This window comes from Arthrobacter sp. HMWF013, from assembly GCF_003061105.1.
Taxonomy (GTDB): Bacteria; Actinomycetota; Actinomycetes; order Actinomycetales; family Micrococcaceae; genus Arthrobacter.
Window position 1 is genome coordinate 1 of record NZ_QAIQ01000593.1, and the last position, 472, is coordinate 472.

The 472-nt window shown below is 68.0% G+C and carries 1 pseudogene; it reads left to right on the forward strand.

Features of this window, described 5'->3' with window-relative positions:
* Positions 1 to 472: pseudogene (locus DBR22_RS20120) on the forward strand (SGNH/GDSL hydrolase family protein); the annotation flags it as partial.

The following is a 472-nucleotide window of genomic DNA, read 5'->3' on the forward strand; positions in this document are numbered from 1 at the left end:
CAGTGGTCCTGTTCAACGGCCCGGACACCGGCTCTTCGGTGCTGGGGCGGGTCCGCAGCAAGGTGGCAATCTACAACGAGAACCTCCGCACTGTGGCCGCCCGCCATGACGCCATCATCGCGGACATGTGGTCGCTCAAGCAGCTGAATGATCCCCGGATGTGGGACGAGGACCGCCTGCACTTTTCGCCCCTGGGCCACCACACCATCGCCGCCATGGTGCTTGATTCGCTGAACGTCAGCCACACCCTGGAGCCGCTCCTGCCCAAGCCCCTGCCGGTCCGCACCTGGCGCGAAGCCCGGACCGAAGACCTGGTGTGGGCACGCACGCACTTTGTCCCGTGGGTGGTCAGGCGGCTGCGCAACCGCTCCTCCGGAGACGGCATCACGGCAAAACGGCCGACGCCGGGCCCCGTGTTCGGCCCCGGCGTCGGCCGTTTTGCCGTGATGCCGTCTCCGGAGGAGCGGTTGCG